Raw genomic sequence first — 23,503 nt, 5'->3', positions numbered from 1 at the left:
GAGGTTAGTTGGAAGCATGTGGTGCAGACATATAGTTTCTCTTTTGGAAAGCGGCTCTTCGCGTGGTCTATTTCAGCGAAAGTAATCATAAGTAAACCTCCGGCTCTTCTCGCGCACGCCGTGTGCCCGAGCAGCTCTACCTCTGGGGCCACCGTGTGCGAAGGACGCGGTTGGCAGCGAGTCAGCCAGAGGGCTTATGACTCACTTCTTGAGCAATTGAAAAGATAGCAGGGGCCACTGACACTCCTTAACAGCGATTTTGTGAGGGGGAGGTAACCTTCTTGGCACGATGCTTTATCAACTGCCAAGCCCACATACGGACCTACCCCCTCACCTTAAGTTTGTAGGACATGAATCCATCACACTAAGTAACCGGTGGGTGTCTACACAAAGGAAGATATCTCCTTCATCCGAATCATCCTTAGTGCTACCGTCTTCCTATGACGAAATCCGCGCAAAGAGTGCGCCCTCGCAAGAAATCCACAACTCCTGAGAGACGTACCACTAAATCTGTATCCAAGAATACGAACCAAGCTAGTCAACCGAATCCAATTCTCACTCTCATTGGCGCTGGCGGTCGACTTTTTGATGATTTTGACCTTCAAAAAGACCGCGAAGAGTGGGGTTAGTACTTCTAGACACCTCTGCATTAATCGCTACTTTAAATACCGCCGATAGATTTCATGTAGGAACGGTTTTTCTTTTGAAACAGAATACTCAGAATGTTTACATTATTTCTTCCGCAACGCTTTCTGAGTCTTTGGTTTCTGGGTATAGGGGCGGTTCGGTAGAGGGTCTGAAACTGGAGAAGCAAATTCGACTTGGTGTAAAGTCAATCGTGCCAGTGACGATCATCGTGGCGCGCGCTGCGGCGATTATTCGGGCGACGCAGGGAATGAAATTGGCAGACGCGTTGATTTGTGGAACCGCTATCACTCAGGACGCAGAATTATGGACGTGTGATCTAGCGCAAGCATCGAGACATCCGGGGCCTGTACGGCTGATCGAGAATTAGCCAGACACGGCTAGATTGCTGAAACGGCATGTCTTTCAGAGATGAGTGAGGCCTCTGATCCATTTAATTTCGATGTGGGTCGATTGCATGCACACCTAACACTTCCAAAACGAGTGCGAAATAGTTGATTGAACTAGGGGCTTTGAGCAAAAGACAATAACTCTTTGTAGTCATTCTGCGAGTCGGCAATTTGTAATGCAGATATATATATGCACGTCTTAACTCCTTCTCATCCTGGAGTGAATCCCGTGCCCACGTAAATTCTGGTTCATCAAGAATGGATAGAAGTTTATTTGTCACAAGCCGCGTATGACGTCCGTTCCCATTTACAAAAGGATGAATCAACGCGAGCCGGTGATCATCTTCCACTGGAGTCGATCCAGGCGGGCCACCAAATAAGTTCGGTGTGGTCACTTACTCTTCCTCGAAGCGGAGGCGCGCCAAAGTGCGCCTGAGTTCATCAGTTCAGATACAAGTTCCTGCCTTGTTGACGCGTCAGGCGCCTTCTGTTGTGACTCCAATTTCATGGAGTGAGACACCTTCTTCATCGTTTCTTCAAAGACAGATTCCGCCTGGCGTCGTACATTAGATTCCAATCCATCGCGCGGAATTAAGGTGTAGACGAGAGTGCAATCCATTGCCTCCGCGGCTCGACTTAGGGATTCGACTCGAACTCGACCTTCGGATTCTGAAATTTCAAGAGCAAGGACCGATTGGGGCGTTATGCCCATACGGGAGCCAAGATCAGCCGCACTCATGCCAAGTGATTCGCGTATGGCTCGAATCCAGCTTTGTTGTGGGGGTGCGAAAGTGGCGACAGGCGGAAGGCTCTTGAATCGAATATCTAGGCTCCGGCGTACCTTTTCTCGAGTTCGTCGCTTCACTTGTGCCTCCTGCATAATAACAGCCTATACACTGTTTAATCGAGTTATAATAACATACTATACTCTGTTAACGAGGCTTACTCGGGGTTCGTTTTCATCCAACTGAAGAGTTGCGCTGGCTTACGAATTTGACGCGTGCTGCATGCGGATTACTGCCCCTCAGGTACCGGAATACGGCCGAGACTTTCAAAGAGAGGCTCCAACTTCAGGGGCTCAGTTCAGTAGCGCGCTAGGGATTCTTTAAGTAATCACAATATCCGCAATGTGTTACGATTACTGCGAATAGAAAGGATCCGCCATGGAAGCATCAATGAAGGCAGAGACCTACCTCCCGCAGTCCGCAAAGGAGTTGGAAGTAGTCTCCAATTTCCTGGCTGCCTTTCAAGTTGGAAAAGGAAAGTCTTTTCCACAGCGCTACCTGCTTGTTGGCGCGAAGGTTGGCGAACAGGTACAACTGCCGGAGGAGTTCTATCAAGTATTAGTACAGGTGGTGGAAGTTATGAAAAAGGGAATGGCCGTAACGGTCGCTCCACAAGCGGCCATGCTCACAACGCAAGAGGCGGCAAATATCATCGGCATCAGCCGTCCCACTCTCATTTCACTACTGGAAAAGGGTTTGATCGAATTTGAACTGGTCGGAAGACATCGAAGAATTTCCATTGACCAAGTTTTAAAATACCGGGCAGCACGTAAAGAGCAGCAGTACAGGGCTCTAGATGATTTGTACGACGCCTCAGAGGATGCGTTGCCGAGTGACTACTTAAGCCTTCTGCAAAAGGTACGAAAGCCGGATACCGGCACAATTCAAAAGCCCAAATAGGGAGAACACATCTTGTTCTTCACAGCAGTGCCGGTCGGTATTACTACCCAACGTCCTCCAGAATTTGTACTCAACGCAATCCATGTGAATCCGCTAATGGCTTCGCAGGCTGTCCTAGCAATGTCAGAACGCTCCAGCCGACAGGGATGACGCAAGGGACCTTCAAAGAGACCGCGAAGAGTGTGGCAAATACTTTTGACACCAAGTGGTTACATTTGATTTCTGACACCAAATGGTTACATTGTGATATTGTAACCAAGTGGTTACATTGTGATATTGTAACCAAGTGGTTACAAAGGAGGGTATCCGATGAGTTCGAATAGCGGTCTTGGATCAGTGAAGACAATTCGGTCGATAAACAGCATTCGATCTAGGGTGCTCGCGAGGAGACACGAGTTGGGACTTACTCAAACCGAACTCGCAAATCAGGCTGGCGTTTCAAGGAAATGGATTTCAACATTCGAGAAAGGGAGTTCTCGGGCAGAGTTAGAACTCGTATTGCGGTTGATCGATACATTAGGACTCGACCTGGTAATCGTCGATAGAACCCCTCCGACGGATGTGAGTACAGGTAAGTACGTGGATACAAAGCATTCGGTAGGCCAGCGGAAGCTACTGCAGATTGATCTGAATGAGATCTTAGGCAAGCAAAAATGACGACTGGCAGCCTTCACGTCATCTACCAAAATCACGTAGTTGGGGAGTTGATTCTGCACTCGGGCGGAGAACTCGAAATCCGATTCGATGACGCCTACCGCGCCGATATCCATGCAGTACCACTATCTACGATGATGCCGCTCGAGAGCTCATCGTACAAAGGTGCTGCTCTGGAAAACTGGCTTTGGGGCCTACTGCCGGATGATCCGAATGTGCTGGAAAAGTGGCGCATAGATTTTGGGGTGAGGGAACGGAAGCCATTTGGACTGCTTGGATCCCCCGTCGGAGAAGATTGTCCGGGGGCATTCTCCTTTGTGAGACCCGAACGGATTGATGACTTTATTGCTAGACCAAATCAGAGTGATTGGTTGAGTGATACCGAGATGGCCACCTTGATTCGTAATCTAAAGGCGGATGCCACTGACTGGCTTGGGACGAATCCCCCCGGCAGGTTCAGTCTTGCGGGAGCACAGTCAAAAACAGCGTTGCTCTGGGATGGGCAAAGATGGGGGCGCCCAAACGGTTCAACTGCGACGACCCACATAGTCAAACCAGCGATCAAGGGATTGGACTCCCACGACCTAAACGAACACCTTTGCCTCAGTGCCGCAAGGAACGCTGGCATCGACGCCGTTGCGACAGAAATACACGGGTTCGAAGATCAAACCGCACTTTTTGTGCGGCGCTACGACAGGACAGAAATAAACGGGCAGCAGATCCGCCTGCACCAAGAAGATATGTGCCAAGCCCTTGGATTGCATCCATTGAAGAAATATCAGGAGAGTGGCGGGCCGTCGCCCAAAGCCATCGCCAACTTGATGCGAATTGTTATACCTGCAACAAGAAGTGCTGACTCAATAGGGAAGTTTTTAGACGCTCTGGTCTGGAATTGGCTCTTGTGTGCAACAGATGCGCACGGAAAGAACTACTCGATGTTGATCGGAAGTAATGACGTCGCTCTGGCTCCGCTCTACGACATCTCATCCACGCTGCCGTATGACTATAAGAGAAGGGAGATAAAACTCGCGATGAAATTCGGGGGTGGCTACGGAGTTGAGATAAGACCATCTGCCTGGAAGATTCTCGCCTCTGACTTAGGAATGTCTGAGGAGACTGTCCGCGCTCGCGCTAGGGAGATAGTCGAAAAAGCACCCGATGCTTTTGCAATGGCCACTAGCACCGACTCAGTTCTAAGCCTCAAGAGCGCTTTGCCTGGGCGGCTGGTTGATGGTGTTGCCGGACGAGTTACCTCTTGCAAAAAATCGCTTGAAGCTACCGGATCAACCTCCTAGCTCGATTCAAATTTGTAATTACTCACATCACCAGTAACGCTCCGCTCAATTCATTGAAGGGAGCGTTACTTCGTTGCATTGGTGTGTTTTTCCCAGATGAGTTGAACTTCTTTTGTTCCTCCTGGATTTCGAAAACTGTGGAGTTCCTCTGCAAAGCCGCAGGCGCACGTAGCGAAACACCGGGTGACGCCAGTTACCACCGAATAGTCAAGTTCAAATTTGTGTCCGTTTTTTGAAATACCGGTCGGAATAAGTCTTCCCATTGCAGATACCTCTCGCTCTTCTCGGATGCCTTTTGCCTCCGAGCAGCTCTTCCTCTGGAACCACCGTGTGCGAAGGACGCGGTTGGCAGCGAGTCAGCCAGAGGGCTTATGACTCACTTCTTGAGCAATTGAAAAGATAGCAGGCGCCACTGACATTCCAAGGACTGTAGTAGAGGCCTGTCACTCCAAGGTTGGAAAATTGAAGATCAGAAGAAGGAGATGCTCTACACCGCTATTCCCCGCGCCCGTGACTTGTTAATCATCTGCGCCAACAAGGAAACGTTCAAACATGGCGGGGCAAAGAGTTCCTTAAGAAGATATCGACTTCATGATTTAGATTCAATACACAGATGTTGCCCTTTGCACGGCGTTATCTTTTATCAATCGCATTTTCTACTTGCGAGCCCATAATCCGTTAGGGAATTACAAAGCCCCGGCAGCATAACTTGGATCAGGGGCCTACCGGGGCGCGCGCATAAAGGATATAAAAATAAAACCCCGGCAGCATGACTTTCGTCAGGGGCCCACCGGGGTATTGGGTACATATTCTACGCTATGGAGGAGACTTGTCAACAACAAATCTTGATGAGTTGATAACTCAGATCGGTGCCGATCATTTTCGGACCTTTCTCCGCGACTCCAATCATGATTCTTCTCGCGCCGTGAAGTTGTACCTATGGAATAAGTGCCTTTCGTCTGCACTATGGGAAATTATTGCAGATACAGAAATCTTTATGCGTAGTGCCATGGATGTTGAGCTACAAACTCTAAACGTTACTCTCGGTAATGCAGGTAGTTGGTTTCATGAGGTGTTTTTAGATATTTCCCCTGAGCGTAAGTTTGAAATTATTAAGGCAGAATTTTACGTAACCAAGCACGCGAAGCCAATGCTGCATCCAAATATTGTGGCTGAGTTGACATTGGGGTTTTGGCGCTCACTTCTCACTAAGCGTTACAAAGACACACTCTGGCGGAACGCGCTTCGCTTCAGTTTCCCCAATGCGCCAACCGGACAACCCGAATACATCTTTACTCGAGTGCACCACCTCAATATCTTGCGCAACCGCATCGCCCACCATGAGCCTATCCACCGCCGTGATATTGCTCGCGACTTCCAAATCTGCATAGAAGTCCTGTACGCCATTTCGCCAGCTATCGCACAATGGACTGCCGATAATTCCCGCGTCCTGCAATTACTGGCAGAAAGACCATAACGAATTTGGCGTCAGCCAGAGGGCTTGTGACTCACTTCTTGAGCAATTGAAAAGGTAGCAGAGGCCACCGACACTCCAATGACTGCAGTAGAGCTCTGTCACTCCCAGGTGTTATCTTCTCTTTGTCGCACAAAAGGTGTGACACAAACTGTCCAAGGCTCGCGCCTTGCAGAAGAAGGTTTTGGAGCGCAAAGCCCTTCGGCTTGCTCCACGCCAACCGGGCAACCGCACCGGTGGAACCGATGGAAGACAGGCTGTAAACCTCGCAATTGAGGATTTACGGAATGCGGATTCGAATCAGAACCGAATCCCTAAGCAACCAAGGGAGATTCACCATGGCTTTAACCCAGAAGGATAGAGACGATTTCCTTAAGCGTTTTGGTGCAGTTGGATTAGTAACTGCCATGGAGAGGGAATTCAGATGAGGCTTCATTCACGAACGGCCCTGTTATGCCACGAGTACTTGCATAAAACTCATGCCCCCTCAATTATTCGATATCGATGCTTGTAAGTTGTCCCCATTTGCCTCTCCTTAGAAGTTGCTGCTTGAAAGTCGAATGCAACTCGGGGGACCGACATCAGAGGCTTTCACGTCAGATCCATATCCCACACCGAAAACTCCGTCACAGACGTATGACGGATTGAAGTTGTCGGGAAAGCCTTCAAGTAGGTCTGGGTCAAGGAGGCGCAGCATATCGGCCTATTTTCCCCAGATATGTTGACATATTCATCCAAATATGGTTACTATTTGGCGCATATTTGGATGAGGAGGTCACCGAATGAGCACGAAAAGGGACAATTTTGTCCGTCTCGCCGAATCTCGAGTTACTCGGGCTATCGATTCGATACGGATTATCGGCAATCTCTCAAATCGCAGTAATTATGAATACACGGAAGAAGATGTGCGAAGGATTCTCATGACTCTTCAGGCCGAGATCAATGGATTAAAGACGCAATTCAAACCCAAGAGCAAAGTGTCAGCGAGAGGATTTAAGTTAAAACAATGACTACAGCAGAATCCAGATCGAACATAGCGTGGCTCGCCACCATTAAGGAGAAGAACATTGTTGAGAACGAAAGCCAGCATGCAAACTTCTTCACTAATACGGATGTTTTGACTGGTCAATCGATACTGATTCGGGAGTCGATCCAGAACGCGATTGATGCCAAGGACTCAACAAACAAAGTCAAGATGCATTTCCTTGTGGGGCAAGCGTCGAGTTCTATCGGGCGTAAGTACTTTGAAAAGCAGTTTCCCCGCATAACCAAATGTTTGGATAGCGCCCCAACTATCGATGAGAGTTGTCAATACATTCTAATAGAGGACTTCAAGACGACTGGACTCTTGGGTACCACTATAAATGACCTGCCGAGCGATGATCCGCGAATCGGAAGCTACTTCTACTTCACGTGGGCCACAGGGAAATCCAACAAAAAAGAAGGAACTCGAGGCAAGAACGGAGTTGGGAAAATTGTTTTTCCAAAAAGTTCCCGTATCAAGTCATTCCTTGTGCTCTCTTCGCGCGACACGTCCGGCCTGACCGACGAACCGAGAAATCTATTGTTCGGTACAAGCATTTTGAAAACCCATGAATTGGATGGCCACAAGTGGGTGCCTGAGAGTCATTGGATGATCAAGGACGATAGGGGATACCACGTGCCTAGCTCCGATGAATCCGAAGTTCAGGAATTCATTTCTGACTGGAAGCTTAGGAGGAGACCAAACGAGCATGGCACGAGCATTGTGATTCCTTATTGCGACCCTAGATTTTCAGCCAGACAGCTGGCGCAGTGTATTACCCAGGATTATTTTGTAGCTATCTTAGATGGAATAGTCGAAATTGAAGTTAGAGATGAGTCTGGTTTCTCGGTCACCCTCAATTCCGAAACAATTATGTCTAATCTAGAGAGTCTTGATATTTCGCTCCTAACCAAGAATTCAAAATCGAAGGAAGAGCTTCTTGAGCTGTGCAGACTCTATATTGCTCGCAAGGAGAGGAGAACCAAGATAGTTGAATTCGGTGATAAAGCGAGTCGGCGAAATCATTGGGATGGGCTCGACATTCCGGTTTTGGAGAGAGAGTCCATCAGAAATTCACTGGACGACGAAGAAATTGTTGAGTTTCGAGTTCACACTTTTGTTCCTGAAACCAATAAAGGGATACCGGTTCGAGAAGATTCCTTTACGGTCCTAGTAAAGAGGCGGGAGAATACAAACACCCCGGCAACTTTTTCAAGGGAGGGGATTCTTATTCCGTCCGCCAACTCTTCGAAAATTGCAGGCTATTTAGCCTTGGTCATAGTCGACAGCGGACATTTGGCGGATTTCCTGGGCGACGCCGAGGGCCCTTCGCATGAAAAATGGTCATGGGAGGAAGAGAAGTTTCATGGGAAGTATTTGCCCCCCGTTGCTGGTGAGGAGACAATCAAGTACGTCCGACAGTCCGTAATGCGTATTCTCAATATTGTTCAACTACAAGAAAATGAAGTTGAAGATTTGAGGTATGCGAACATATTCCCGATCTCTTCAGCTGAAGGGCCGAGGCCAAAAGAATCGTCGGATGATTCAGAGGCGAACAAACCGAAGCCCGTTAGAAAGCGTCGGAAGAAGAAGCGAGCAAAGCCGGTTTTGGTCAATCCGAATTATTCGCTAGTTCAAATCAGGGGGGGCTTTCAAATAAGGTGTTCAGCAACTACAACATTAAAAGTGGGCGACAAATTTGAAGTGCGAGCGGGATACGCGATGTCATCGGGCAATCCTTTAGCAAAATCTTCTGATGATTTTCAGCTTATAGAGCACTTAAGTAAGAGAGAATCTAAAGGTTTAGGAATTGTGGGCAGCGCGATGAATTATCTGACTTTAGAGGTCCAGAAACCAGATTTTCTTGCACAATTTGAAGATTTTGACAGGTATCGTGACTTGGTTGTGGCGGTAAATGATGTCAACTAAATTTAATTATACAAATCGAATTGCTCTTGCTCATGATGTTCTCAGAGCCCAGGTGCTTCCAAAAGTTGGCGCCACAGATAAGTACGAGATCTGTTTTGATTGGAGACTCACCGAATATTCTCTCCCTAGTATTTATGATCTTGTTTTTGTTCTGAAAGTTATTGGTCAAACTCATCGCGAGAAAGTTGCTAGAGTCGAAGTCTCAAGTGGGACATTAAAAGTTGACCTGGCTGAAATAAGTACGCCGCAAGAGATAACTGTCACCATGAAGGTAGTGAGTCGAGATTCGAATGGTGTTCCGGTAATTATAGCAATACTGGAGAATTTCCAGCCGGAGCTTCCGAAGGCTGTCAGTTCTCGTCGGTCTTTGCTCAAGACTACAAAGGATTCGCAATTAAGCGTACCTTGGAGGCTTCAGATCGATGAAGGAATTCCGACGCTTCATATCTCTGATCGGAATGGGTTGTATAACAAATTGACGCTTTTTACCCCCGAGTTTGATGCGCTTGTTCTCCCCGATGTAGTGAGACAAATCTTCCTTTGGCTAGTATCCGGTGACGATGAGATGGATTCCATCCATGCGGAGGGCTGGAAGGCAATTTTTGAAGAATTGGGGTGTCCACGGTCCTATTTCGACGGCTTGTCGGAGTTTGCCGAAATGACGAGCGTCGAGCGACTGGACATCACAAACAGATCCAATGAGGTGTCAGAAGCATTCGTATTCGATCAAGAGTATTTCAGTTTTCTGGCAGCAATCGAAAGCGGTGACGAATGATCGTGAATGGTGCGTTGGAAATGAGGAAGTTTGGCGAAGAAGGCTCCAAGAAATACGTGGAATTGCTTCGTACGAGACCCCTAGATCTGTTCGAGAAATTGGAGACACTTGTAGCAGATCCAAGTTTGTCCGAGGATCTCGGGATGAGTCTGATTTGGCACCCAGTCAGGACTCGCTTGGATTTGGCCAAGACATTGTGGGAGCTTTTTGGTTTCGAAAAGCCTCTTGAAAGAGAAGCAGGAAATCGCCTTGTATGGAACTGGCTCTCGGCCGCTCTATTCCAAACGCTGGTTGGTTCGGATATGAATTATGTTCAAAAGAAGAGGGACGAGGAAATTGAAAGGTGGGTCCTTACCGAAAGTTCGCGTTCTTACCACCGCCATTTGGTCTCAGGACCATTTTTTGTTTTCAGAAACAACTGGCCAGACACAGACCATGCCCTCTGTCAACTCGCGGAATCCAATTCACCAATTAAGGGAGTGCCGCCAGTTCTGATTTTCGGGGAGGTTGCCGAACGAATCTCAGGTAAAAGAGAATTGTCTTATGGCTCGCTGACACATTTGGCGACGTTGCTCTACGTTGATCCGAAAACTAAAAAAATTCGAGATGGTTTAACCGATAAACCGGGCGAAGCGCAACAATTGAGTAAATACTTTAAGCAACTCGATCTGACGGTAGACTATGAGAGCATGTCGGTTCGGGATCTCTTGGATTTATTGCCGAAGAACTTCAATTATCTAGTCTCGAAGGTCAGGAAAGAAAATCGCCATTTACGCTAATCGTGATGCATTTGGAGAGGTCCGTTGATGAGTCATAAACACCGCTTCATAGACCTCTTTGCAGGAATTGGTGGAATGCGTTTAGCTTTCGAACGTAATGGGGCCGAGTGCGTTTTCTCCAGCGAGTGGGATCAATTCGCCCAGAAAACTTATTTTGCGAATTTTGGGGAATTTCCTGCTGGGGATATCACACAAATTGATGAAGCTGATATCCCACGCTTTGATATCTTGGTGGGCGGCTTTCCTTGTCAGCCATTTAGTTCAATTGGAAAGCGACAGGGTTTTGAACACGAAACTCAGGGGACTCTTTTTCACGATATTGCTCGTATAATTGCACATCACAAACCGAAGGCATTTCTTCTCGAAAATGTGTCCGGCTTAGTCACCCACGATCATGGCCGCACCTTGAAGATCATTTTGGAGACATTGAACGATCTCGGTTACAGGGTGGAATATCGTATTTTGGACGCTGCTAATTTTCGCGTACCACAAAAACGAGCACGCATTTATATCGTGGGTTTTAATCGTAAGAAAGTGAAGTCGGCGGAATTTCTATATCCAAGTCCGAGAAAAGGAAAAGTTGGGATTGGGAAGTTTATTGAGACGGGTCGTGATGATTTGTCAATCTCAAAGCATTTGCAGAAGGTTTACATGAATAAAGTCGATGATGGCCGACCCGAAATAGTAACCACCGAAAGTGAGATCCAGGTCAAAACTCTCGTTGCGACTTATCACAAGATACAGAGACTTACGGGCACCTTCGTCCAGGACGGTCCGACAGGGCTTCGACTTCTTTCAGAAGCCGAATGTAAGGCGATTATGGGATTTCCCAAATCCTTCAAGGTGCCGGTTTCGAGGACCCAGATGTATCGTCAGTTCGGTAATTCCGTGGCAGTACCTGTTGTGGAAGCCGTTGCCAAGTCTATGATCGAGCATCTCGATAGCTTTGGAAGGTAAAAGTGACTGAATCGCCTATTGCTGATTACCTAGTCGAGCATGGAGTTCTCAAACGGAATCACTCATCGGAAGCCGGCAAAGCGCTTCTAGAGATCCAGCCTTCCCTTGCAGACATCAATTATGAGAGTGCCTCAAAATACATGGACATGACTTGGAAGAAAGTTGAAGAGTCCCACTACTCGTCAAGTCTGAACGGTCAATTTTTTGAACTGGTCCTAGCCTGCGTATTGATCAAGGAAGGAATTGTTCCTTTCTACATGGGCGCTGAGGTTCAATTTGTGCCCAATGCCAAATTCGATCTTCTCCTATATTCCGAGGAATTTGGTCCGATTGTCATTTCGGCAAAAACCAGTTTGCGGGAACGTTATAAACAAGCGGACCTAGAATCATTTGCACTACGAGCCGTCTACAGGCGCTCACGTTCTTTCCTCGTAACCTTGCATTCGCATGAAGCAGACGGTGTCCAAAAGAAAATCGAGAAAGGAGACGTTACCAATCTCGAAAGAGTCGTTATCGCTAACGAACCCGGCTTTGACGATTTAATCGCAGAATTGAAAGCCCTTACCCTTATATCTGCCCCGACCTTTACTGCATTGGTCGGCGGCAAGGAGATAAATTAGAATTTGGATGAGCCATTTTGGTCCAAGTGATTAATGCGTTTACGGACTCTAATCGCTATTTTTTCGGCTCTCGCAACTAAGTTTTCGTGCTCCCAGACGGGAATTACCAACCACTTTTCATTCCTTAGCCGCCTAAATGTTTCGGCGTCCCGCTCCTTGTTCCTTTCGATTTTATGTGACCAGTAATCCGTATTTGTTTTGGGTTCCACGTAGTGCTTAGGGTAGCCGTGCCAATAGCAACCGTTAATAAATATTGCTGTCTTAGCGCGAGAGAAGACGATGTCGGCTCTTCTATTCCAGGTTTTGATGGGCCTTGCGTGGACGCGATAACGCAGGCCGGCCGCGTGCAAATGTCGACGGACGACGAGTTCGGGTTTAGTGTCCCTACTCTTATTACCTAGCATCGACTTGCGCACCGCTGGGCTGGATGCCCACGACAGTTCCTGTTCGATGTGCGAAATCCTTTTTGACACAAATGGAGTTTAACTACCCTAGATTCGACCAACTTCTATTGGGCACTCCGCGGAACCGCAGTGACCTTGCCCAACATCTCACAAGCGTCACCGGTGATTTAGGCATAGGAATCATTGGCTGGTAGCAGCCAGATGTGCCCATCCTTCTTTGAGAAAGTCATGACCGTGGCTCCGCCATCGATCATGGAGTCACCGATGACCTTGGGTATGTAGAGCACGTTCCGGCCGACGATAGATTCGGGAAGAGGGACCATTCGGGGCTTATTGACCGGGCTGTCCCTCATCTGAATTAATGTTGCCAAATCGTTACCTTCTGGTGTTGACAGGGGATATGACTGCCTTTATGGTTCAGAAATCGAATATGTAATCGATTACAGGAGCCTAATATGGTGAAATCGTTGGACTCTCGCGTAGATCAGGCGCAAGCCGAGCGGGCCGCGGCCGCGGCTCGTTCTGCTGTGCAGTCTGAGATATCAGAGTTGAAGGGACTTCTGTCTCGGTTGGATGTTCAGGTCGAGCGATCTTTGGCGCCTCTTCTCCTTTGCCAAGGTCGTGTCGTAGTCACCGGTTTAGGAAAATCTGGACTCGTCGGTGCCAAGATCGCGGCCACATTTTCGAGTACTGGGACACCCTCCTTCTTCCTGCACGCTGCAGATTCCCTTCACGGGGATTCAGGGGTGCTTGTCGAAGGCGATGTCCTTATTGCTATCTCAAACTCTGGTGCGACTGGTGAAGTTTGTGCGATTGCCCAGATGGCAAAGAACTCAGGGGTCCATGTTCTGGCAATGACAGGGCAACTGGATTCTCCGTTGGCAAGGATCGCTGATGTAGTGCTGGATATTTCCATTTCGCGTGAGGCCGATCCTTTGAATTTGGCGCCGACTTCATCGACGACCGTGACATTGGCATTGGGTGATGCGCTGGCTAGTGCGCTGATGGCGGCGCGGAATTTTACGCCGGAGGATTTTGCACGCAGGCACCCATCGGGGGCTTTGGGCAAGCAACTTTCGTCCCCTGAGACATCGTCGGAGAAAATGTGAGCGGACGCGTCTGTGTGCTCGGTAGCTTCATGATGGACCTGGTGGCGTACACATCGCGCCGCCCTGCCTCAGGAGAGACGATTCGCGGAAATGATTTTGCAATTGCAGTAGGTGGCAAAGGGTTCAACCAGGCGGTGGCTGCATCCCGCGCGGGGGCGCAGAGTTTCATGCTCGGTCGCGTAGGCGCCGATTCTTTTGGTGACACCTTTCTTGAGGTACTTAAGAATGAGGGAATTGACTCCACTGGCGTAGAGCGCGACGCCGAGATTGGCACTGGGGTCGGACTTCCAGTTGTGAGTGCTAATGGCGATAACTCGATCATCATTATTCCGCGCGCTAATGATTTGGCCGATGAGAGTTTCGTCAATCGGCATGCAGGTTTGATTCGCTCGTCAGATGTCTTGTTATTGCAGTTGGAACTTCCCGCATCCGGTGCGGTCGCAGCAGCACGCATTGCGAAAGAGGCAGGAGTGCGAGTAGTGCTTACTCCAGCGCCGGTGGCTGCGTTGGATGCGTATGTTGGATTCATTGATGTTTTGGTCCCGAATCAAGTGGAGGCCGCATCACTCACCAGCGAGACCTTTACTCTTGAAGAGCAGGCGAATTCGCTTCGAAAAATGCTTGGTTGCAAAGAGATTGTTATCACTCTTGGCGCTAAGGGCGCATTTGTGAGCGATGGCACTTCATCGGAAATGATCTTGGCACCTACTGTGGATTCTGTGGACACGGTTGGTGCTGGTGACACGCTCTGCGGTTATTTGAGTGCACGACTTTCTTATGGTGAGAATCTTTTCGACGCCGCTCGTCAGGCAGTGCATGCGGCCAGTCTTTCTGTCACTCGACGCGGAGCCGCACTGGCTGCTCCTGCTGCCGCTGAAGTGGAAAGTTTTATGCGCGAGCTTTCGTTAGAGAAGGTCGCAGAATGAAAAACAACGGCGGAGTTGATCAGTTAATGGTGGCAGAGCACAGTCACGAAGAGGTGTGGAATCTCGTGCCGGGATTGAACGCTGAGTTGAATCAACTGGCCCACGATCTTCTGCCAACGATGAAGCGCACTAAGCGACTGGTGATTCGCATCGGTGCCGCAGGATTGCAGGGCGATTCGCCAAAGGGCGTGGTCGCGCTGGCTTACGAATTGGCCGCCATTTGTAATGAAGCAGCAGAGCAGATCGCGACTCGATACGAGAGCGCAGCGAAGGACGGCCTTATCGGTCAAATTGTTCGAGATATAAAGTTTTTAGGCGATCAAGCCAATGCGATAGCAAATTTTGGAATTGATGGTGAGTCTGCGAAGGCGTTGCGCCTTGCCTATCGTGCTTTCCGTAATTCCTGTGCACTGATGTGGTTCTACGAATTCGCTCCTGAAGGCCGACCACGATTCTTAAGGGGAGCGTCATGAGCGATTGGTCGATTTGGATGTTGGAGTACGCCCGCTGCATGACGCAACCGGTCGGGTGCATTCTCTTTGGTCACTGGAATGAAGGTGTGAGGCAATTCCCCTACTCATATGTTTATTTAGAGGGCCACGGCCACAAAGTTCTGGTTGATGTTGGCTACGACGAGGCGACATACGGCGGCGACTTAGGAGCACGCTATGACGTGGTGAATTGGCGCGATGCTGACGTTGTGCTGGCAAGCGTCGGTGTGAAGCCAGAGGAAATCGATACTGTCATTTTGACGCACGCACACTATGACCATGTAGGCAATCTTTCCAAGTTTCCTAATGCGCACGTCTACTTGCAGCGCAGGGAGATTGAGCACTGGCAGTGGGCGATGGCCAAGGGCCCGAAATTTGGCCAACTCACGGGGGCGCTGGATCCTGCCGATGTCATGTACTTGCTGGAACTAAAAGAGAAAGGTCAGCTCACACTCGTTGAGGGCGTTGTAGAGGATCTGCTGCCCGGGCTCGATTTACGACCCGCATTTGATACGCATTCAGATGGCTCTCAATACGTCGTCGTTTCAACGCCCAAGGAGAACTGGGTTTTGGCGGGCGACAATCTTTATAGCTACCAGAACGCCGAAGGAATAAATAAGAGCGGTGAGTACATTGCCGTCGGATTTGGCGGCGGCGGCGCGTGGAACAACCTGGTCACTATTGACGAGATGATCTCCATTACAGGAAGCACTGACCGACTTGTCATCGTGCATGAGAACGAGACTTTTGAGCGGCATCCATCGTGGAAATCCGCATCAGATTTATCCATCGCTGAACTTCACCTTGCCGCGGGCACTGCTAGCCGCCGGCCTCTAGACGAAAAGGAAAACGCATGAAAAAGACCGGGATTCTCAATCGCGACATCGCAGCCCTGGTGGCGGCGATGGGACATTACGACCGACTGGTGGTCACTGATGCTGGTTTTCCAATTCCCAAAGGTGTGCCGTGCATTGATCTGACAATGGGGGCCAATATGCCCACCGTTCTAGAGGTTCTCAACATGCTGGCACTTGAACTTGAAGTGGAGCAGTTCTACTTTGCCAATGAAGTTTTGCCTAGTCCAGATAGCCGTTCGGCCGAGATCCAAAAGATCTTCCCGCGCGCCAAAAGTTTCCCAGTCCCTCATCTCGAGTTCAAAAAACTCGCACTTGAGGCTCGGGGGATTGTACGTACCGGTGATTTCCATGCATACGGGAACGTGCTGCTTGCTTCAGGAGTCGCTTATTGAGGACTGCTTCGTATAGAGATCTCAATATGGAGATGACTCTCGTAAAAGGCGCCCCCCAAGGCGCTACCAAATCCCACGCAACTTCTACAGATTGAAAAGGAAATCCATGTTACGAACAAGAAAGTACATCGTAGTTGCTACGGCAGCGGCGCTCCTGTTCGCGGGAGTAAGCAGTGCGTCAGCAGCTCCAAAGAAATTGCTCGGTATTGTTTCGATTACTGCGACGGATTCAAATAACGCTCGTGTAATCAAGGGCGCAACCGCAGCCGCCAAGGCCGCTGGTTGGACCGTTCAGGTAGTGGATGCGCAAGGTAATGCCGCCACTGCTAATGCTGCGATCAGAAACTTCGCCAGCAGAAAAGCCGGAATGATTTTCGATCTCGTATTCCCAACTTCATCATTGGGCGCTGGCCTTGCAGCCGCTCGTGCTAAGAACATCCCGGTTGCAACCTGGGGTGGTGGCTTAGGTAAGGGCGTCGTTATGACAACTGGCAATGGTGCTCCATTCGCTGGTCCTGCAACCAAGGCACTACTTGGAGCAATGGGCCCAGAAGGGCACATCCTTGCGTTGACCTACCGCACCGGCCAGGTCTGTCGCGATCGTGAAACCATTTTCGACAACATGCTTACAGGTAAGGCTGGAATCACTGTCACCAAGAACGAAGTGACAATCCCAGGCTACTTGCAAGATGGTGCAAAATACGCAACTGCTTGGCTGGCAGCTCACCCTGCCGGCTCTGGAAAGCTTGCAATCTGGGGATGCTGGGAAGACCCAACCCTGGGTGCAATTTCAGCACTCAAGCAGCAAGGTCGCACTGATGTATTGACCTACGGCATCAACGGAAGCAGCACCGCAATCAAGGCCGTCCAAGATGGTTCATTGACTGCAACTGTTTACGAAGAAGGCGTTAAAGAGGGTGCCATGATGTTTGCAACTACCCTCAAGGCAATCAAGGCAGGTAAGAAGTGGAAGCCAATTACTATTAACGTACCTGGCGTTCTTGTAACAGCATCAAATGTTGGCGCCTTCGTAACTTCGCATCCAGAAGCACTCAAGTAAGCGCTAAGAAACAACTAAGAAGAGATAGAGGGAGGGTCGACGTGAAAGCAGATTCAATAGGATCCCATTTGTCCGACCCTTCATCCCTTACCTCAAGCCCCCCATGGCTTGAGGTAAGGGATCTATCAAAACAATTTGGCGGTGTCTACGCGCTCAAAGATGTCTCTCTACGTCTGCGCCGTGGCGCAGTCCACGGTCTCGTCGGTGCCAACGGTGCCGGCAAGTCGACTGTGATCCGCTGCCTGGCCGGAGTCGTCCAACCGGATGCTGGCGAGATAGTGATTGAAGGCAAGAAAGTTGAGATTCCTGATCCGCATAAAGCCTCCGACTTAGGTCTGGCATTTATCCATCAGGAAGTGAGTTTGGTTCCTGAATTTAGTGTTCTGCGCAATATGGCGATGGGAATTCCGCCTGTGACCCACTTTGGAATTATTGATTGGGGTCCCACGCGCCGTCGTGCGGAATTGGTCCACGATCGTCTTGGAATGAATTTTTCACTTAACGCGCGGACTGACGATCTCAGTACCGCAGAGCAATGGCTGGTGCTTATCGGGCGGGCATTGATGAGAGACGCAGTGATGATTGCGATGGATGAACCAACCGCTTCGCTCTCGGCCGTGGAGGCCGAGCGCGTGCACGCCATCGTGCGGGATCTCAGAGATCAGGGGGTGGCCGTTGTTTATGTCTCACATCGCTTGGATGAGGTCATGGACCTGTGTGATGACATCACTGTTTTCCGCGACGGCGAGATGGTACTCAGCACGACTCGCGATCAGATTACGAAACCCGATCTAGTTCGGGCAATCGTCGGTGGGGATGTCGAGCACCTTGAAAAACATGTTGCGCAGACCGAGGGCCGAGTTGTTCTGGATGTGCGCTCTATTAGCGACAAGAACCTGCTGCGAAATATCTCCTTGCAGGTGCATGAAGGTGAAGTGCTCGGACTTGCTGGACTAGTGGGAGCCGGACGCACCGAACTAGCGCAGATCATTTACGGTGACGCCAGAGCGACCGCGGGTGAAATTTATCTGGATGGAGTCAAGACGAAATTTCGCTCGGCTGCCGACGGTGCAGAAGCTGGAATTGGACTCGTACCGGAGGAACGTCGCTCGCAAGGCGTATTCCTGGAGCGGTCTATTGGCTTTAACGTGACAATCTCATCTCTGCGGGATTCTGTTTGGTGGCGCTGGCTCCCGTTGCTCAAACCCCGTCACAGCAATTTGCGCGCGCTGAAGTCCACGCAGGAGGTGGGGGTCAACACCAAGGATATGAAGATGCTGATTGGATCCCTCTCGGGTGGAAATCAGCAGAAAGTTGTTATTGCTCGTTGGATCACGCAGAAGCCGAAGTTGTTGATTCTTGACGAGCCATCGCGTGGGGTGGATGTTGGAGCTCGCGCTGAAATTCACCGTGTCATTCGCGAGTTGGCCGACCAAGGAACTGCCGTCATCGCAATTTCATCCGATAGCGAAGAACTGGTGGATCTGTGCGATCGCGTTGTCGTGATGAATGAAGGAAAAATTACAGATGAGCTGGTTGGCCCACGAATTACTTTAGAAAATATCGTCTCCATGAGTTTCCATCGAAGGGAAGATCACTAATGACCACAGCAAAGGTGTCGCCTACATTAGGCGAGGGCACGAAAAAGAATCGGTCACGGTATGCATCGATGCCTCGTTCGAAGGTGGCTCTTATTCTTCTCTCGAAGTACGGGACTCTCACTGCGATGGCTCTGATGCTATTGATTTTTTCGATCGTCGTGCCTAATGGATATTTCTTCAACTGGGACAACTTGCTCAATATCGTCGAGCAATCTTCTTTAACCGCGATTATTGCCTCAGGTCTGACCATTGTCCTCGTCGTTGGGGAATTTGACTTGAGCATCGGATACGTCGCCAGCCTCGCCGGTGTATTAGTGACCGGCCTGGTGGAGAAGCAGCATCTGCCGCTCTTTTTAGCAATTGTGGCCACGCTTGCGATCGGATTGGGTATCGGTGGTATCAATGGAATTGTCGTGACCAAAGCACGGGTCAATGCCGTGGTGGCGACGTTGGGAGTGGGCACGATTGTTGTGGGCTTGAGTTATGGTTACACCGCCGGCTCGCCGATTGTGCAAGTGCCCGATTCTTTTCTACAACTGGCACTGGGCAAGACCTTCGGGTTGGCGAACCCCATCTGGTTGATGATCATCGTTCTTTTCTTGCTCTGGATGGTTTTGAATCGGACGCCGCTGGGGCAGCGGATTCAGGCAGTGGGCGGCAATTTGCATGCAGCTCGCCTGGCTGGAATCAGAACTGACCGAACCAAGATCATCACCTTCATGATCGCCGGGCTCATGGCTGCGATCACCGGAGTGATGTTGGCTTCCCTACTTGGAAGCGGAACCGTCAGCGCCGCCGACAGTTATCTGATGGATTCTTTTGCGGCGGTCTTCCTCGGGTCGGCAACCCTGCGCGACGGAGAGTTTCATATTGTTGGCACGTTGATCGGCGTTCTGATCGTCAATGTGGGGTTTAATGGCCTGAGTCAATTGGGCACCCCCGTGTTCTGGCAGTACATATTCAAAGGCGGAATCTTGGTCGCGGCGGTTGCGCTCTCGACCATTGCTAGGCGATATGCGAAGACGTGACCGGGGGTTAGGTTCACGGGCGAGTTGTATCAGAGATAGGAGAGCGTCTTGGTAGTCATGAAGGACGTGGCAGAGGCGGCGGGTGTCTCAACGGCAACCGTCTCTCGAGTGTTGAATAAATCTGCCGACGTCGACCCGGCCCTTGTCTCGCGAGTAATGAGTGCGGTGGAGAGGCTTAAATATAAACCGAATCTGACGGCACGTGGTCTGCGCACGCAGTCGACTCCAGTCATCGCTCTGATCATTTCGGATATCGAGAACCCATTTTTCACCTCCGTCTGTCGCGGAGTCGAGGATGTGGCAAGTAGTGCCGGCTATTCGGTGATGCTCTGCAATGCAGATGGCGATCTTGCCAAGGAGCAGGAGTACATCTCCATGCTCTCCTCGCAAAATGTTTCCGGAGTGATTATTAGCCCGGCATCGTATGACTCAACCGATGTGACCCCGCTGGTCGAACGCGGGATCAACATCCTTACTATCGACCGCGAACTTCCGATTGATTGCGATGCAGTGCGGATCAACAACCAACTAGGTTCGCAGATCGCAACCCAGCACTTGCTCTCATCGGGGGCTCGCCGGGTGGCCTGCATCACCGGGCCTCGATTTGCGAGCACCGCACGCGATCGACTAGCGGGATATGTGCAGGCCCTGGAAGCGGCCGGCTTGGTAGCCGAGGCAGATCTCCAGTTTTATTCCGATTTCAAAGATGAGGGTGGATATCACGCGATCGGGCTCTTGTTGGAAATGGAAGATCCACCCGATGCGATCTTTGTGACCAATAATCGAATGACGACGGGTGCGCTTCATGCATTGAAGGAATTTGATGTCTCTATTCCAGATGAAGTGAGTCTGGTCGGATTTGATGATTTACCGTGGGCCGACATCGTCAGCCCGGGTGTCACGACAGTGCGTCAACCAACCTATGAAATGGGCACTGCGGCAGCAAGAAGATTGATTGAACGGCTTGAGGGTGATGACTCTGCGCCGCAGACAATAGTTTTTGATCCAGAACTCATCGTGCGCGCAAGTTCGGTGAAGACCCGGACTATTCGACAACCTTTGAAACGGAAATCGGTTTAGCGAGAGGTTTAGGAGCGAACGAACCCCAGTAAGGCAGTGAAATCATGATTATCAGCGTCTTTTAAAGCATGGATGTAATTCTCACGAACGGTGCCATCTTCATCGATACTCGAACTGCCCCAAGTGAATTCTTCTTCGCCCAAAATACGTAGAAGTTTGTCAGTGACGAGGCGTGCATGGCGGCCATTTCCATTTACAAAAGGATGTATCTGAACAAGTCGATGGTGAAAGCGAATGGCTACTTCATCATTTGACCTTCGCGCATTAGTTGTGTCAGTAAGTTGCGCAAGAGTGTCAGCGAGGAGTGAATCCAGTTGAGTTGGAATATCCCACCATCTGATTCCAATATTCTTATCTGTCCTTCGAAATTGTTTCGCCCACCTCCATACTTGACCAAACATCCTTCCATGAATGGTTTTCAGCCGTTTGGCGGCTAATAGTTGTTCAGCACTCATCTTGGATCGGTCTAGCCAAATGTTGGCTTTGAGGATATTTTCTTGTTCTGCCTCGTTCAATTCTGATCTCATTGTTATTGCACGAGGAATCAATCCCTCTTTTTCTTCTTCAGTAAGGGGAGTTGAGCCAGGCGGTCCGTAGAAAATATCCTCGGGAGTCACTTCGGCCTATGTTTCGGAATCGCTGAATGCCAAACTTTCGGAGAATTCATTAGATCCTTGACTAGGGCCTCATAAACCGAATCCGTCAGTTCGGTTACTTGATCCTCAAGTTTCATCGAATGAGAAACATTTCCCATTCTTTGCGCGACGACCTTCTCGATTTGTTTTCGGAGAACATTTTCCAAACTTGAGTTCGGTATAAAGGCATATACAAACGAACAGTCCATGGCTTCTGCTGCGCGTTTGAGCGAATCCATTCCTGCTCTGCCCCCAGATTCTGATTCTTCAAGTGTGAGCACCGATTGCCGAGCTATTCCCATGCGGTCCCCAAGGTCGGCAGCGCTCATCCCGAGAGCTTCACGAATGGACTTAATCCATCCTTGTCTTGGGACAGTAAATTCTTCTTTTTTAGGGAATTTTTTTAGCCGGTTATCGAGGGTTCGGCGGTCACGTGCGCGGGATTCTCGGTTCACAGTCATGCTCCCTAATTGACATACTAGAGTCTGCTTTTTATGACAAAAAAAGCATAGCACAACCTGTCAATGAATGGCGCGAACCCTAACCAATACTTCGCAACACCGCAGTGACCTTGCCCAAGATTTCGCAATCATCGCCATTGATCGGTGCAAAATTATCGTTGGCCGGTAGGAGCCAGATGTGACCATCTTTGCGTGAGAAAGTTTTGACTGTTGCTTCACCATCGATCATGGCGGCGATGATCTCGCCCTTCTCGCAGTTCTTTTGTGAGCGGATGACGACGTAATCGCCATCGCAGATAGCGGCATCGATCATGGAGTCACCGACCACTTTGAGCATGAAGAGTTCGCCTTGGCCGACGATGGATTCAGGTAGAGGAAAAGTCTCTTCGATGGCCTGCTCGGCAAGGATCGGACCACCAGCGGCAATGCGACCGACGAGGGGAACTAACTTCGTGCGGTCAGTACTGGCGGAGTTCTCAAGGTGGGATGTTTCCCCAGGCAGTAGTACTTCCAGGGCTCTTCCCCGGGTGGGGTCGCGGCGGATGAACCCCTTCTTCTCTAGGGCTTGGAGCTGGTACTGGACCGAGGCGGGGGAGGCCAGGCCGGCTGCGGCACCGATTTCCCGCATGCTGGGCGGATACCCGTTGGTGATGAGGGCTTCCTTGATTGCCTGGAGGATCTTGAACTGGCGCGTGGTCAGCCCGTGCTCATCGGCGGGGCCATCGGGGAGTTCGGTGATGAGATCTGCAGGTTTGCTCGTTTTGGCCATGGTTTGAGGGTAGAGGAAGTTCATCAGAAATTCAAACATCTGTTCGAATTTATCTTGCGTTTTGTCAGTGGGGTGGAGTATAAATGTCCTATCGAACAAACGTTCGAAAAAGGAGTGAAGACCATGAGCGCAATCGCACTGCAGCATCCGTCCCTTCCACGTCTGGGTCTCAATAGACGCGGTCGGTTGGCGCGATTCCTCGTGGTGCTTTCTCTGACGGTAGTACTGGGCGCCGGTTTTGCCATGAAAGCTGGGGCGGGAGATTCCGTGAATCCGTCTCCTGCTTCCTATATAACAGTCGTAGTGGCCCCCGGTGAGTCCCTCTGGTCGATCGCAACTGATGCCGCGGGGAGCGGTGATGTACGGGCGATGGTGGATGAAGTCATGTCGGCAAACTCGCTTGCGACACCTGATGTGGCTGCGGGCCAGGTATTGCGAGTTCCCGCTTAATTCTTTTATTCACT

General features: G+C 50.0%; 30 protein-coding genes and 2 riboswitches. Of the genes, 23 read left to right on the top strand and 7 right to left on the bottom strand.

What is annotated here, in order from left to right:
- Positions 1-97: 97 nt before the first annotated feature.
- A riboswitch (SAM riboswitch) is annotated at positions 98-214 on the bottom strand.
- Positions 215-440: 226 nt separating this feature from the next.
- Together VMW30_06890 and VMW30_06885 are read left to right on the top strand one after the other, a co-directional pair.
- Positions 441-629 carry a hypothetical protein gene (locus VMW30_06890; GenBank protein HUW88083.1) on the top strand — a complete coding sequence of 63 codons (189 nt, stop codon included), beginning with the start codon at positions 441-443 and terminating at the stop codon, positions 627-629.
- Complete coding sequence (locus tag VMW30_06885) at positions 620-1,015, top strand: PIN domain-containing protein (GenBank protein HUW88082.1); 396 nt, start codon at positions 620-622, stop codon at positions 1,013-1,015. Before VMW30_06890 ends, VMW30_06885 begins: the two co-directional genes overlap by 10 nt.
- Positions 1,016-1,078: 63 nt before the next feature.
- Here the strand turns inward: VMW30_06885 and VMW30_06880 are convergent, their stop codons facing one another.
- Together VMW30_06880 and VMW30_06875 are read right to left on the bottom strand one after the other, a co-directional pair.
- A complete protein-coding gene (locus tag VMW30_06880; protein HUW88081.1) occupies positions 1,079-1,429 on the bottom strand; it encodes a hypothetical protein in 351 nt (116 codons plus the stop codon).
- Complete coding sequence (locus VMW30_06875; GenBank protein HUW88080.1) at positions 1,426-1,914, bottom strand: mobile mystery protein A; 489 nt, start codon at positions 1,912-1,914, stop codon at positions 1,426-1,428. The genes VMW30_06880 and VMW30_06875 overlap by 4 nt, the downstream gene beginning before the upstream one ends.
- A gap of 283 nt (positions 1,915-2,197) precedes the next feature.
- On the opposite strand from VMW30_06875, the gene VMW30_06870 reads away from it, so the two are divergent.
- The 11 genes from VMW30_06870 to VMW30_06820 all read left to right on the top strand — a co-directional run bounded on the left by VMW30_06870 (position 2,198) and on the right by VMW30_06820 (position 12,226).
- Complete coding sequence (locus VMW30_06870) at positions 2,198-2,719, top strand: excisionase family DNA-binding protein (GenBank protein ID HUW88079.1); 522 nt, start codon at positions 2,198-2,200, stop codon at positions 2,717-2,719.
- Positions 2,720-3,028: 309 nt separating this feature from the next.
- A complete protein-coding gene (locus VMW30_06865; protein HUW88078.1) occupies positions 3,029-3,376 on the top strand; it encodes a helix-turn-helix domain-containing protein in 348 nt (115 codons plus the stop codon).
- Complete coding sequence (locus VMW30_06860; GenBank protein HUW88077.1) at positions 3,373-4,668, top strand: type II toxin-antitoxin system HipA family toxin; 1,296 nt, start codon at positions 3,373-3,375, stop codon at positions 4,666-4,668. Before VMW30_06865 ends, VMW30_06860 begins: the two co-directional genes overlap by 4 nt.
- A 272-nt stretch (positions 4,669-4,940) precedes the next feature.
- A riboswitch (SAM riboswitch) is annotated at positions 4,941-5,057 on the bottom strand.
- Positions 5,058-5,497: 440 nt separating this feature from the next.
- Positions 5,498-6,145, top strand: coding sequence for an Abi family protein (locus VMW30_06855; protein HUW88076.1), 648 nt, complete (start codon positions 5,498-5,500; stop codon positions 6,143-6,145).
- Positions 6,146-6,311: 166 nt separating this feature from the next.
- The gene (locus VMW30_06850; GenBank protein ID HUW88075.1) at positions 6,312-6,503 is read left to right on the top strand and encodes a hypothetical protein; all 192 of its coding nucleotides are present in this window, start codon (positions 6,312-6,314) and stop codon (positions 6,501-6,503) included.
- 421 nt (positions 6,504-6,924) lie between these two features.
- Complete coding sequence (locus tag VMW30_06845) at positions 6,925-7,152, top strand: hypothetical protein (GenBank protein HUW88074.1); 228 nt, start codon at positions 6,925-6,927, stop codon at positions 7,150-7,152.
- Positions 7,149-9,095: a hypothetical protein gene (locus tag VMW30_06840; GenBank protein ID HUW88073.1), complete on the top strand. Its 1,947-nt coding sequence runs from the start codon at positions 7,149-7,151 to the stop codon at positions 9,093-9,095. Before VMW30_06845 ends, VMW30_06840 begins: the two co-directional genes overlap by 4 nt.
- Complete coding sequence (locus VMW30_06835; protein ID HUW88072.1) at positions 9,082-9,870, top strand: hypothetical protein; 789 nt, start codon at positions 9,082-9,084, stop codon at positions 9,868-9,870. Before VMW30_06840 ends, VMW30_06835 begins: the two co-directional genes overlap by 14 nt.
- Complete coding sequence (locus VMW30_06830) at positions 9,867-10,649, top strand: hypothetical protein (GenBank protein ID HUW88071.1); 783 nt, start codon at positions 9,867-9,869, stop codon at positions 10,647-10,649. Before VMW30_06835 ends, VMW30_06830 begins: the two co-directional genes overlap by 4 nt.
- A gap of 27 nt (positions 10,650-10,676) precedes the next feature.
- Entirely contained in the window at positions 10,677-11,606 is a 930-nt protein-coding gene (gene dcm, locus VMW30_06825) for a DNA (cytosine-5-)-methyltransferase (GenBank protein HUW88070.1), read from the top strand.
- 2 nt (positions 11,607-11,608) lie between these two features.
- Entirely contained in the window at positions 11,609-12,226 is a 618-nt protein-coding gene (locus tag VMW30_06820; GenBank protein ID HUW88069.1) for a hypothetical protein, read from the top strand.
- On the opposite strand, the gene VMW30_06815 is transcribed toward VMW30_06820, so the two are convergent.
- Together VMW30_06815 and VMW30_06810 are read right to left on the bottom strand one after the other, a co-directional pair.
- Positions 12,223-12,699: a very short patch repair endonuclease gene (locus VMW30_06815; protein ID HUW88068.1), complete on the bottom strand. Its 477-nt coding sequence runs from the start codon at positions 12,697-12,699 to the stop codon at positions 12,223-12,225. The two genes, VMW30_06820 and VMW30_06815, sit on opposite strands and share 4 nt — an antisense overlap.
- A 98-nt stretch (positions 12,700-12,797) precedes the next feature.
- Positions 12,798-13,001 (bottom strand): hypothetical protein, encoded by a 204-nt coding sequence (locus VMW30_06810; GenBank protein ID HUW88067.1) that lies wholly within the window; start codon positions 12,999-13,001, stop codon positions 12,798-12,800.
- Positions 13,002-13,085: 84 nt separating this feature from the next.
- Here VMW30_06810 and VMW30_06805 point away from each other — a divergent pair, with 84 nt between their 5' ends.
- From VMW30_06805 to VMW30_06765, 9 genes are all read left to right on the top strand, one after another.
- Positions 13,086-13,739, top strand: a complete 654-nt coding sequence (locus tag VMW30_06805) for an SIS domain-containing protein (GenBank protein HUW88066.1) — start codon at positions 13,086-13,088, stop codon at positions 13,737-13,739.
- Complete coding sequence (locus VMW30_06800) at positions 13,736-14,665, top strand: ribokinase (GenBank protein ID HUW88065.1); 930 nt, start codon at positions 13,736-13,738, stop codon at positions 14,663-14,665. Before VMW30_06805 ends, VMW30_06800 begins: the two co-directional genes overlap by 4 nt.
- Positions 14,662-15,138, top strand: a complete 477-nt coding sequence (locus tag VMW30_06795) for a hypothetical protein (GenBank protein HUW88064.1) — start codon at positions 14,662-14,664, stop codon at positions 15,136-15,138. Before VMW30_06800 ends, VMW30_06795 begins: the two co-directional genes overlap by 4 nt.
- Entirely contained in the window at positions 15,135-16,013 is an 879-nt protein-coding gene (locus tag VMW30_06790; protein ID HUW88063.1) for an N-acyl homoserine lactonase family protein, read from the top strand. Before VMW30_06795 ends, VMW30_06790 begins: the two co-directional genes overlap by 4 nt.
- Complete coding sequence (rbsD, locus tag VMW30_06785; GenBank protein HUW88062.1) at positions 16,010-16,405, top strand: D-ribose pyranase; 396 nt, start codon at positions 16,010-16,012, stop codon at positions 16,403-16,405. The genes VMW30_06790 and rbsD overlap by 4 nt, the downstream gene beginning before the upstream one ends.
- Positions 16,406-16,511: 106 nt before the next feature.
- Complete coding sequence (locus VMW30_06780) at positions 16,512-17,465, top strand: substrate-binding domain-containing protein (GenBank protein ID HUW88061.1); 954 nt, start codon at positions 16,512-16,514, stop codon at positions 17,463-17,465.
- A gap of 41 nt (positions 17,466-17,506) precedes the next feature.
- Positions 17,507-19,066, top strand: a complete 1,560-nt coding sequence (locus tag VMW30_06775) for a sugar ABC transporter ATP-binding protein (protein HUW88060.1) — start codon at positions 17,507-17,509, stop codon at positions 19,064-19,066.
- A complete protein-coding gene (locus VMW30_06770; protein HUW88059.1) occupies positions 19,066-20,094 on the top strand; it encodes an ABC transporter permease in 1,029 nt (342 codons plus the stop codon). Before VMW30_06775 ends, VMW30_06770 begins: the two co-directional genes overlap by 1 nt.
- Positions 20,095-20,151: 57 nt before the next feature.
- Positions 20,152-21,174 (top strand): LacI family DNA-binding transcriptional regulator, encoded by a 1,023-nt coding sequence (locus VMW30_06765; protein HUW88058.1) that lies wholly within the window; start codon positions 20,152-20,154, stop codon positions 21,172-21,174.
- 8 nt (positions 21,175-21,182) lie between these two features.
- Here VMW30_06765 and VMW30_06760 read toward each other — a convergent pair whose 3' ends face one another.
- From VMW30_06760 to lexA, 3 genes are all read right to left on the bottom strand, one after another.
- Positions 21,183-21,791 (bottom strand): mobile mystery protein B, encoded by a 609-nt coding sequence (locus VMW30_06760; protein ID HUW88057.1) that lies wholly within the window; start codon positions 21,789-21,791, stop codon positions 21,183-21,185.
- Complete coding sequence (locus VMW30_06755) at positions 21,788-22,264, bottom strand: mobile mystery protein A (protein ID HUW88056.1); 477 nt, start codon at positions 22,262-22,264, stop codon at positions 21,788-21,790. The genes VMW30_06760 and VMW30_06755 overlap by 4 nt, the downstream gene beginning before the upstream one ends.
- Before the next feature lie 85 nt (positions 22,265-22,349).
- Positions 22,350-23,039, bottom strand: coding sequence for a transcriptional repressor LexA (lexA, locus tag VMW30_06750; GenBank protein ID HUW88055.1), 690 nt, complete (start codon positions 23,037-23,039; stop codon positions 22,350-22,352).
- 123 nt (positions 23,040-23,162) lie between these two features.
- Between lexA and VMW30_06745 the strand changes: the two genes are divergently transcribed.
- Positions 23,163-23,489: a LysM peptidoglycan-binding domain-containing protein gene (locus tag VMW30_06745; protein ID HUW88054.1), complete on the top strand. Its 327-nt coding sequence runs from the start codon at positions 23,163-23,165 to the stop codon at positions 23,487-23,489.
- Positions 23,490-23,503: the final 14 nt, after the last annotated feature.

It is taken from the genome of Candidatus Paceibacterota bacterium, from assembly GCA_035530615.1.
Classification (GTDB): Bacteria; Actinomycetota; Actinomycetes; order Nanopelagicales; family Nanopelagicaceae; genus QYPT01.
The sequence above is the reverse complement of the archived record's forward strand: the minus strand, read 5'-3'. Positions and strand labels throughout refer to the sequence as shown.

What these genes read in the sequence shown, in the direction of transcription:
- VMW30_06890 (HUW88083.1), top strand. Translation starts at nt 441, where the DNA reads ATGACGAAATCCGCGCAAAGAGTGCGCCCTCGCAAGAAATCCACAACT.
- VMW30_06765 (HUW88058.1), top strand. Translation starts at nt 20,152, where the DNA reads ATGAAGGACGTGGCAGAGGCGGCGGGTGTCTCAACGGCAACCGTCTCT.
- dcm (HUW88070.1), top strand. Translation starts at nt 10,677, where the DNA reads ATGAGTCATAAACACCGCTTCATAGACCTCTTTGCAGGAATTGGTGGA.
- VMW30_06805 (HUW88066.1), top strand. Translation starts at nt 13,086, where the DNA reads ATGGTGAAATCGTTGGACTCTCGCGTAGATCAGGCGCAAGCCGAGCGG.
- VMW30_06870 (HUW88079.1), top strand. Translation starts at nt 2,198, where the DNA reads ATGGAAGCATCAATGAAGGCAGAGACCTACCTCCCGCAGTCCGCAAAG.
- rbsD (HUW88062.1), top strand. Translation starts at nt 16,010, where the DNA reads ATGAAAAAGACCGGGATTCTCAATCGCGACATCGCAGCCCTGGTGGCG.
- VMW30_06770 (HUW88059.1), top strand. Translation starts at nt 19,066, where the DNA reads ATGACCACAGCAAAGGTGTCGCCTACATTAGGCGAGGGCACGAAAAAG.
- VMW30_06790 (HUW88063.1), top strand. Translation starts at nt 15,135, where the DNA reads ATGAGCGATTGGTCGATTTGGATGTTGGAGTACGCCCGCTGCATGACG.
- VMW30_06830 (HUW88071.1), top strand. Translation starts at nt 9,867, where the DNA reads ATGATCGTGAATGGTGCGTTGGAAATGAGGAAGTTTGGCGAAGAAGGC.
- VMW30_06795 (HUW88064.1), top strand. Translation starts at nt 14,662, where the DNA reads ATGAAAAACAACGGCGGAGTTGATCAGTTAATGGTGGCAGAGCACAGT.
- VMW30_06860 (HUW88077.1), top strand. Translation starts at nt 3,373, where the DNA reads ATGACGACTGGCAGCCTTCACGTCATCTACCAAAATCACGTAGTTGGG.
- VMW30_06865 (HUW88078.1), top strand. Translation starts at nt 3,029, where the DNA reads ATGAGTTCGAATAGCGGTCTTGGATCAGTGAAGACAATTCGGTCGATA.
- lexA (HUW88055.1), bottom strand. Translation starts at nt 23,039, where the DNA reads ATGGCCAAAACGAGCAAACCTGCAGATCTCATCACCGAACTCCCCGAT.
- VMW30_06875 (HUW88080.1), bottom strand. Translation starts at nt 1,914, where the DNA reads ATGCAGGAGGCACAAGTGAAGCGACGAACTCGAGAAAAGGTACGCCGG.
- VMW30_06845 (HUW88074.1), top strand. Translation starts at nt 6,925, where the DNA reads ATGAGCACGAAAAGGGACAATTTTGTCCGTCTCGCCGAATCTCGAGTT.
- VMW30_06840 (HUW88073.1), top strand. Translation starts at nt 7,149, where the DNA reads ATGACTACAGCAGAATCCAGATCGAACATAGCGTGGCTCGCCACCATT.
- VMW30_06835 (HUW88072.1), top strand. Translation starts at nt 9,082, where the DNA reads ATGATGTCAACTAAATTTAATTATACAAATCGAATTGCTCTTGCTCAT.
- VMW30_06745 (HUW88054.1), top strand. Translation starts at nt 23,163, where the DNA reads ATGAGCGCAATCGCACTGCAGCATCCGTCCCTTCCACGTCTGGGTCTC.
- VMW30_06780 (HUW88061.1), top strand. Translation starts at nt 16,512, where the DNA reads ATGTTACGAACAAGAAAGTACATCGTAGTTGCTACGGCAGCGGCGCTC.